The 7946-nt window shown below is 69.7% G+C and carries 7 protein-coding genes; 1 reads left to right on the forward strand and 6 read right to left on the reverse strand.

Going from position 1 to position 7946, the window contains the following annotated elements:
• Positions 1 to 191: 191 nt before the first annotated feature.
• Together FCI23_RS52750 and FCI23_RS57835 are read right to left on the reverse strand one after the other, a co-directional pair.
• A complete protein-coding gene (locus tag FCI23_RS52750) occupies positions 192 to 1226 on the reverse strand; it encodes a transposase family protein (protein WP_246144886.1) in 1035 nt (344 codons plus the stop codon).
• A 78-nt stretch (positions 1227 to 1304) separates the two neighbouring features.
• Positions 1305 to 1772 carry a hypothetical protein gene (locus tag FCI23_RS57835; protein WP_169317432.1) on the reverse strand — a complete coding sequence of 156 codons (468 nt, stop codon included), beginning with the start codon at positions 1770 to 1772 and terminating at the stop codon, positions 1305 to 1307.
• Between the two features lie 377 nt (positions 1773 to 2149).
• Here FCI23_RS57835 and FCI23_RS52765 point away from each other — a divergent pair, with 377 nt between their 5' ends.
• Complete coding sequence (locus FCI23_RS52765) at positions 2150 to 2452, forward strand: MerR family transcriptional regulator (protein ID WP_136731121.1); 303 nt, start codon at positions 2150 to 2152, stop codon at positions 2450 to 2452.
• A gap of 15 nt (positions 2453 to 2467) precedes the next feature.
• On the opposite strand, the gene FCI23_RS52770 is transcribed toward FCI23_RS52765, so the two are convergent.
• Genes FCI23_RS52770 through FCI23_RS52785 form a run of 4 tightly spaced genes read right to left on the reverse strand, consistent with a single transcriptional unit; the run spans position 2468 to position 7733 of the window.
• Complete coding sequence (locus FCI23_RS52770) at positions 2468 to 3001, reverse strand: hypothetical protein (protein WP_136731124.1); 534 nt, start codon at positions 2999 to 3001, stop codon at positions 2468 to 2470.
• 58 nt (positions 3002 to 3059) lie between these two features.
• A complete protein-coding gene (locus tag FCI23_RS52775; RefSeq protein WP_136731127.1) occupies positions 3060 to 3785 on the reverse strand; it encodes a hypothetical protein in 726 nt (241 codons plus the stop codon).
• A complete protein-coding gene (locus FCI23_RS52780) occupies positions 3782 to 6316 on the reverse strand; it encodes a SpoIIE family protein phosphatase (RefSeq protein ID WP_246144887.1) in 2535 nt (844 codons plus the stop codon). Before FCI23_RS52780 ends, FCI23_RS52775 begins: the two co-directional genes overlap by 4 nt.
• Positions 6303 to 7733 carry a PP2C family protein-serine/threonine phosphatase gene (locus FCI23_RS52785; protein ID WP_246144888.1) on the reverse strand — a complete coding sequence of 477 codons (1431 nt, stop codon included), beginning with the start codon at positions 7731 to 7733 and terminating at the stop codon, positions 6303 to 6305. Before FCI23_RS52785 ends, FCI23_RS52780 begins: the two co-directional genes overlap by 14 nt.
• Positions 7734 to 7946 lie beyond the last annotated feature (213 nt).

A 7946-nucleotide genomic window follows, 5' to 3' on the forward strand; every position in this document is an offset into this window, starting at 1 on the left:
TGGTCATCCGGCACCCCTCCGGACACCGCCGGACCAGCGGCCTCGATTGACTTCAACTCCACACTCTGCACAGTCACTTGGCGTCTCTTCCTTGATCGGCAGATCCGCCGTTAGTTTTACACTCCCGGAGGACCCGCTCGATGCTCTCCTTGGCGGCCCAAGGCCAGAACACGATCCGATCGACGCCAAGCTCAACGAACTGCTCCGCCCAGTCTCGGGTGAGGCGCCCTCCGGGGAGGACGGTGATCTCGAGTGGTCCGAGTGTCACCGGTCGATCCACCTGCGTGGCCATGGTCTTCATCCGTTCCAGGCTTTCGGCCAACTGAGCTCGTTTCATCCTGAAGTTGCTGGTCGGGGGGCTGGTGTTGGGTGTACTCGTGCTGGCAGTGCGGCATGATCGTCGGGCTTGGTTGGGTCAGCACCAGCAGGGCCCGCAGCAGTGTGGTTGCGTATGCCGCGCTCATGCGGACCTTGGTCAGTACACGCCATGCCTTGAGGTCGGCGAAGCCGTGTTCGTTGGCGGCGCGTTCGCGGCTGACCAGCCGGTTCGCCTCTTTCTGGGCGGCGGTCAGCGGCTTGCCGCGCGCAGCCTTGCGCCCAGTGATGATCACCGGGTCGTCGAGGTCGTCGTCCAGGCCGACGAAGCCGAGGTCGGCGATCGCGCCCAGGCCGGCCTTGCGCAACTGGGCGGTGATCTTGTTGCGGCGGGCGGTGGTGATCTCACTCGAGCGCCCCGGGGCGGCCGCCGAGATCCACACCAGGTTGCCCCTCTCGTCGGTCAGCGCGAGGAAGAGCAGGCCGTGAGCTTTGTGTTTGCCCGAGTAGTTGGGCCGGTCCTGGTCCCCGGTGCGTCTGCGGGTGCGGACCAGGGTGCCGTCCAGCAGCACGATCGCACCGCCGGCCTTCGCGATCTTCTTCAGGGCGCGGTCCAGCCGCGGGGCCTGGGCCGCGAGCAGGTCGATCACCTCGATCACCCAGCGCCGCAGGGTGGCGGCGGAGATGTCGTTGCCGCCGGCCAGATCGGAAAGGCGCTGGTCATGGCGCAGGAAGGCGAGGACCAGCAGGGCCTGCCGTCCCGGGTTCAGCTTGCGCCAACGCGAGTCGATCGCCTTGCGCCGCGCCCGGATCAGGCCCGCGACATGTGTCACCACGCTGCTGGACAGGGGGAGTTTGACGCGGTAAATCAGTGTGGGTGCGCCCTCGGTCGGGCTGTTGTTGTTCGTCACACAACGCCAACACCCGCCGGGGGCCACGCTGTTACGGCCGGATCCGGCCGTGTCGGCACCCACAGTGCTGAGGCGGGATCAGCCCGGCATCGTGAACAGTCCCGGCGCCCCCTCGCGCAGCCAGCCCCGGTCGGCCAGGCGTTTCATCCGCGCGCGCATCGCCTCCACCTTGCGCGGCTCGGTCCCGATGCCGAGGCGTTCGCACATCTGCTTGCACCGCACCGGGCCACCCGCCGCAGCCACCTCCTGCAGCACTCGCTGGTACTCGGCCGACAGATCTCGCGGTCCGGCCGCATCCTTGCGGTACGGCACCACCCGCCCCGGCTCCACGACCGTGGCCGTGGCCGAATCATCGTCCCTGGCCGCCTCTCCGGCTGCTGCGTCCTCGGCGAGCAGTTGCGCAACGACCTGCTCCGCCGCGGCGACGCGGGCCAGCTCCGCCTCGGCATCCGCCAGCTGCTTGACACCGGCGTCTCGGTGACCGCGCCCGCTCTCTCCGGCCGGGTCACGGCTCTCGGCTCCGCCGGCCAGGACTGCGTCGGACACGGGTCCTTCGTGGCCGGAGATCACGCAAGATAGCGGACGTCCAATCCCCGGCGGTAGGCGGAGCATGCCGGACTTCAAATTCATTCGCACTCGAGACCACCGTGATATGTGGCAGATATAGTGGGGTAACTCCTGCCCCGTAATCGACCGAGGACGTGAGCCGCGCCGTGTTGGCCTGCAGCGCGAGTGAGACGTCGATCACCTTCGCACCCGCGTCGACGGCCGCCCGGATGCCGGACGCGACCAGTTGCGGGTCCGCGGTCCCCGACTGGTCGGTCCCGCGCACCGCAAGGATCCGCGCACCGGGCGGCTCCAGCCCCATCGCGAGGGGATTCCGGGGTCGGTGAAATCCGTTGTCGTCGCCGTGGTCATCGCCCTTGTTACCGCTGGAAGCCTGTCGGTCTATCTGGTCGAGCGCGACTGCCGGGACTGGATCACCCACCCCGACCCGCGCCGACGAGATCAGCATCCCGGAAGCAGCCGCCCGCCTCGGGGTCCTCGACGCGGCCGTGCGCTACCAGGTGCGTGTCGGACGCCTGCCCGCGCATCGTACTCCCAGCGGCCGCATCGCCATCCCCTGGAACGACCAGGTCGAGGCCCAACTGCGGGCTGACCTCGACCGGGCCAAACACCCCGGTCCCACCGGCCCCGGCAAGCGTTCTTCATCGCCGAGGGCCTGATCTCCGTTTCGCTGATCACCACCGTGATCCTCGGATACCGCATAGAACTCGCGAAGGAGAAGGCGGAAAATGCCGCGAGTGATCTACCCGCGCCGCCGGAATCTTCGCCCCATCCGGTGGTCCTGCCGACCGGAGTTTCCCAGAGCCCGCCTCCCGCATTGACAGGTTCACGAGCAGGCGGAGGCTCGCAGCGTTGACGTACGTTACCAGCGCTGCGCTGGGGGATAGCCCGCCGGATTGCCCGGGTTGATTCGGGTAAATCGAGTTTCTGTTGTCATCAAGGCGTCGGCGGGTTTCCCCGGGACGGCCATCTTCGCTGAAGTCCGCTCGACCCGTCGACGCTTTGGTTTCATTTTTCTCGTCCACCGAGAGCACTACCGCGCCGTACAGGTCCTCGAGGAAGGGCCAGCGGGTGCGCCACATGGCCTGCTCCCGGCCGTCGGTGTCCTTCACCTTCCGCCGGAAAAACCGCATGTACGTGTCGAACTTGGCGGCGATCAGCTGCGGATCCATGTGGCAGTTGTCGACCTCGATGAACAGCAGCGGCACCCCGGCCTCGGGAGCGACTGGCGTCGGCCTGGGCGCCGCCCTTGCCCGGCGCGGGACACTACATCGTGCTGTAGCGGACGTCGCTGATGTCGATGGACACCATCAGCTGTTCCCGGATCGCCCGGTGTTCGGTGTCGCGCCGGTAGGCCCGCCGCTTAGTTGGGAGCCGGATGCCGTCCACATCCACGGTGTCGTACACGTACTGGGCCGCCGCGAAGCCGCCCGCCACGTCCACGTGGTAGTCGTGCCGCCGCAGCAGGTGATCGTGCCCGAAGTAGAAGTCCTGCACCGTGCTGTGGCTGGCGATCTCGGGTGGGAAGGTGGCCCGTAGCCCGCGCCACTTCTCGTCGCCCTCCTGCCACGGCTCGATCTCCTGGACAGCGAACCCGGGCAGGGTGAGGAAGAACGGTGTCGTGAGGTAGGTCCAGAGTGCATAGCCGTTGAAGTAGGCGCGGTCCAGGGGATCCCAGGCGGTGGCCAGCTCGTGGCCGTCGAATGACGTTCGCGGGTCGTGGCGCTCTGACACGACCCGCCCGTCGAGCTTCTCGATGGCGACATGGTCGGGCGTGAAGCTTGTCCTCTGGTCGGGCGCGCCGAAGGGCTGGAGCGAGGCGTACTCCTCGTGCAGGGACACCGTCATCTCGCGCGGCGCGGGATCCTGGGGCATGCCCTTGATAGTGAAGAGGTCGCCGCGGCTGACAATGGTGGCCCGGACGGTGATCAGCTCTCGCCAGCGGTCGAGCCCGCCGTGGGCCCGCACTGCCTCGGTCAACAGGTCGTTCATGGTGAACTCCGTTCGATGCGGCTGGTTGTTCGATCGAGTTTGTTCCTCAGGCCAACGGGGTCGTCACCGCCCGGCACCACGGGTGTCAGTTCCTGTTCGGCCCACACGATTTTGCCGCCTGTTGTGTAGCGGGCGCCGCGTCGGTGGGACATCTGGGCGACGAGGAAGAGGCCGCGGCCGCGCTCGTCGGTGATCCGGGCGTGGCGCACGCGCGGGAGGCTGTCGCTGGTGTCGGAGACTTCGCAGGTCAGGAGCTGGTGGCGGATCAGGCGCAGGCGGATCGGGCCGGTGGCGTGGCGGATGGCGTTGGTGACGAGTTCGCTGACGATCAGTTCGGTGGTCGCCGCCAGGTCCTGCAGTCCCCACGTGATCAGTTGGCGGACGGCCAGGGACCGGGCGCTGCTGACGACGGCCGGGTCGCTGGGCAGCTCCCAGGACACCACCTGCTCCGGGCCGAGGGTGCGGGTGCGGGCCAGGAGCAGGGTGACATCGTCGCATGATGCGGGGGACGGCAGCGTGTCGACGACAGCCGAGCACAGGTCTTCCAGCGGGAGGCCGGGTTGCGCCAGGACCGTGGCCAGGCGGTGCATACCGGCGTCGATGTCCTGGTCGCGGGTCTCGACCAGGCCGTCGGTGTAGAGGGCGAGCAGGCTTGCCTCGGGTAGTTCCACCTCGACGGACTCGAAGGGGACCATGCCGAGGCCGAGGGGGGTTCCGGCGGGGAGGTCGGGGAAGGTGACCTGGCCGTGCGGGTCGACGATCGCGGGCGGCGGGTGGCCGGCCCGGGCCATCGTGCACCGCCGGGTGACCGGGTCGTAGACGGCGTACAGGCAGGTGGCACCCAGGACCGCTGCGGCGATGCCCTCCTTGTCCTTCGCGTCGGCGTCCTCCTCGATGAGGCGGATGGCCAGGTCGTCGAGGTGGGCCAGGAGTTCGTCGGGGGGCAGGTCCATGTCGGCCAGGGTGTGTACGGCGGTGCGGAGCCTGCCCATGGTGGCCGCGGCGTTGATGCCGTGCCCGACCACGTCGCCGATGACCAGGGCCACCCGGGCCCCGGACAGCGGGATCACATCGAACCAGTCACCCCCGGCGCCGTAGTGGCTGTCGGCCGGCAGGTAGCGCGAGGCCACCTCGACCGCGGATCCGCCGGTCAGATGGTGTGGGAGCAGGTTGCACTGGAGGGCGAGAGCCGCGGCGCGCTCGCGGGTGTACCGGCGGGCGTTGTCCAAGCACAGCGCTGCCCGGGTGACGAGTTCCTCGGCCAGGAGCAGATCGTCCTGCTCGAACGGCACCGGATCCTCCGTACGGACAAAGACCGCCACGCCCAGCACCGCCCCCCGCGCATGGATCGGCACGACCATCATGGAGTGCATCCCGTACTCGTGGATCTTCTGCGCCCGTGCCGGGTCCTGGTCGAGCCACGTGCCGGGGGAGGTGTCCAGGACCGGTTCCAGGTGGGACTTCCCCGAGGACAGGACGCGGGTGTAGGGCGAGGTGCGTGGGACGAAGACCGCCTCCCCCTGTGCCCACAGGGACTCCGGGGCCTCCTGGTGGATCGAGGCCAGGCCCGCGCGGCGGAAGGCGGGGATGTGCTTGCCCATCCGCCCCAGCCGGGCCAGGGGCTCCTCGCCGAGCGGGACCGCCTCCGCCAGGTCGACGGTGACCAAGTCCGCGAGGAGGGGCACCGCGAGGTCGGCCAACTCCTGCCCGGTCCGCATGACGTCCAGGCTGCTGCCGATACGCGCACTGGCCTCGCTGAGGATCGCCAGGCGCTCACGCGCCCGCTCTCTGCCAGTGACGTCCACCCACATGCCGCACATGCCCAGCACGTGGCCGTCCGCGTCCTCGAGGCGGAAGAAGGAAGCCGAGAACGCGCGTTCCCGGCGTCGGTCCAACGGCAGCCATGCCCGGAAGTCGTGGTCGACCACCGGGGTGCCGCTGTTCAGCACTCGCCGCATCACCCCCTCGGCCGCTTCGGCCTCGGCGCCGGGCAGTGTCTCCGTCAGTCGGCGCCCCAGCCGCTGTTCGCGGGGGATGCCGTCCTGGAACTCCAGGGTCTCGTTCACCCAAATGCAGCGCAGCTCCAGGTCGCGGACAATGATCCCGATCGGTGCGCGAGTGAGCAGCGACTCCAGCCCCGATCCGTTTACCGCCCACGAGGTGACCGCGGCCATGCCGGTCGCCGAGACCAGCCATTGCGTCCTCCCGTCCGGCCCGGACAACGGGGAGACCCGCAGGCTGACATCGAGCCTGCGGCCGTCGCGGTGGCGGACCGCCGCGACACCGGACCAGCCACCGCTGACACGGCACCGCCGCGCGAAGGCGTATGCCTTCGCCCGGTCTTTGGCGGAGGGCAGTATGACCGCGGCCGGTCGGCCCACCACCTCCGCGGCCGCGTAGCCGACCAGCCGCTGGGCGGCCTGCGTCCATCCGGCCACCGCACCCTCCGCGTCGAGCAACGCGATCGCCGCGCCGGCCGTCCCCATGGGCCTCTGCACCGCGGCGGGCACCATGCCCTCAGGGCTGTTCATCGCGGCCATCCCTCCTGGGAGGGGTGTTGCGGACGGCTGGGATCGTGTCGCTCCCGTCGGCAGATTCGGCACCCGCAGTGCCGTGGTCGGCGACATCCAGGCGGGCGCCCATAGCGGGCTGGACGTATGTGGCCCCTGCGCCGACCCCGCGAGCCGCGCCGAGAAGCTCCTCCGCCCCCGCCTCCGTGAGCAGGGATCCGGCCGCGCGGCCCCCCGACCGGGCGGACTGATGGTTGATGCGCTGTATGCGGACACCGCGACCGAGCTGCGTTCGCGGCTCGCGGTCCTCCGGTGCGACGCGGTGGGCGACCAGGGCTGCGAGGTCGTCGTCGCGGGTGCCCGTGACGTAGGCGAGCAGGTCCTGGTGGAGGTGGTCGAGGAGTTGGCGGGGCGGGGCCGAGGTCCATCGGCGGACGCGGTGGGTGAGGGGGTAGAAGGTCCCGGTGTGGTCGCGGGTCTCGCTGACGCCGTCGGTGTAGAGCAGCAGGCGGTCGCCGGTGGTGAAGGGGATGGCGTCGACCTGGTAGTGGTCGCCGAGCAGGCCGGTCATGTTGATGGGCGGTGACGGCGCGCTGGGTTCCACCTCGTGCACCTCGCCGTCGTGCAGGAGGAGCGGCGGCGGGTGGCCGCAGTTGAGCAGGCGTGCGATGGGTTCCTCGGCGGGGATCTCGACGAGCAGAATGGTGACGAAGCGCTCCAGCGCGTCATCGCCGGGGGCGTCCTCGCAGTAGTCGATCATGCCGGCCTCCAACCGGCCTGCCAGGTTGGGCAGATCGGGGGCGTCCCGCACGTGCACCCGGAAGAAGCTGAGCAGCACCGAGGCGGCCTCGACGGCCGGAAGTCCGTTGCCGCGGACGTCACCGATGATCAGCCGGACCCCGTGCGGGGTCTGCCGCGCCTCGTAGAAGTCGCCGCCGATGCGGGCGTGCGCGGCGGCGGCCTGGTAGAGCACCTCGACGTCGACCTGCCCGAGGTGGTGCGGGACCGGGCGCAGCAGCACCCGTTGCGTGGTCTCCGCCACGGAGCGGACCTCGGCGAGGGTGTGCTCCCGGTTCTGCCGGACCCGGCTGGCGTAGGCGGCGGCCAGGGTGGTGCCCCCGACCGCCAGCAGGGTGAAATTGCCCGGGGTCTGGCCCAGTCCGTGGTCGACAACGGAGAGGGCGAAGCCGGTCGCCATGGCCAGCAGTCCGATGCCCAGTGTGCCGGCCACGGAGAACATCGCGGCGGCCAGTGCCGGCGCCGCCCCGAGCAACCGGTAGAACTGCAGGTGGGGGGTGAGGAGGGCCGCCATGGTGGTCAGCACGATCACCAACAGCGGGGTGAGGAGCGCCGGCTCGAACGGCCGTGCCTCGTCCCGCATCCGGCGGGAGAGCCGCTTCGGGGTGATCACCTGCCTGAGCGAGCGAATTGCAGGCATGGCGGATTCCTTGAGAATGTCGGCGGTCCAGGAGGACCGGGGGCGGCTGATGGCGGGTCTGCCGTTGATGGCTCGAAAAGAGGCTCCCGCTCGCAGTGACGGGTGAGCACGTCTGAGCAGCGGATTTGGGGCGGGAGATCCGCGAGACCCTCCGCACCGACGAACGCGCCGGGAACATCGAGTCCACGCCCGGCATGGGACCGATCCTGGGCG

This window comes from Actinacidiphila oryziradicis (genome assembly GCF_005047355.1).
GTDB classification, from domain to species: domain Bacteria; phylum Actinomycetota; class Actinomycetes; order Streptomycetales; family Streptomycetaceae; genus Actinacidiphila; species Actinacidiphila oryziradicis.

Bases quoted from the DNA above. Each gene is read 5' to 3' on its own strand.
- FCI23_RS52775 (WP_136731127.1), bottom strand. From the start codon at position 3,785: ATGAACGACCTGTTGACCGAGGCAGTGCGGGCCCACGGCGGGCTCGAC.
- FCI23_RS52780 (WP_246144887.1), bottom strand. From the start codon at position 6,316: ATGAACAGCCCTGAGGGCATGGTGCCCGCCGCGGTGCAGAGGCCCATG.
- FCI23_RS52785 (WP_246144888.1), bottom strand. From the start codon at position 7,733: ATGCCTGCAATTCGCTCGCTCAGGCAGGTGATCACCCCGAAGCGGCTC.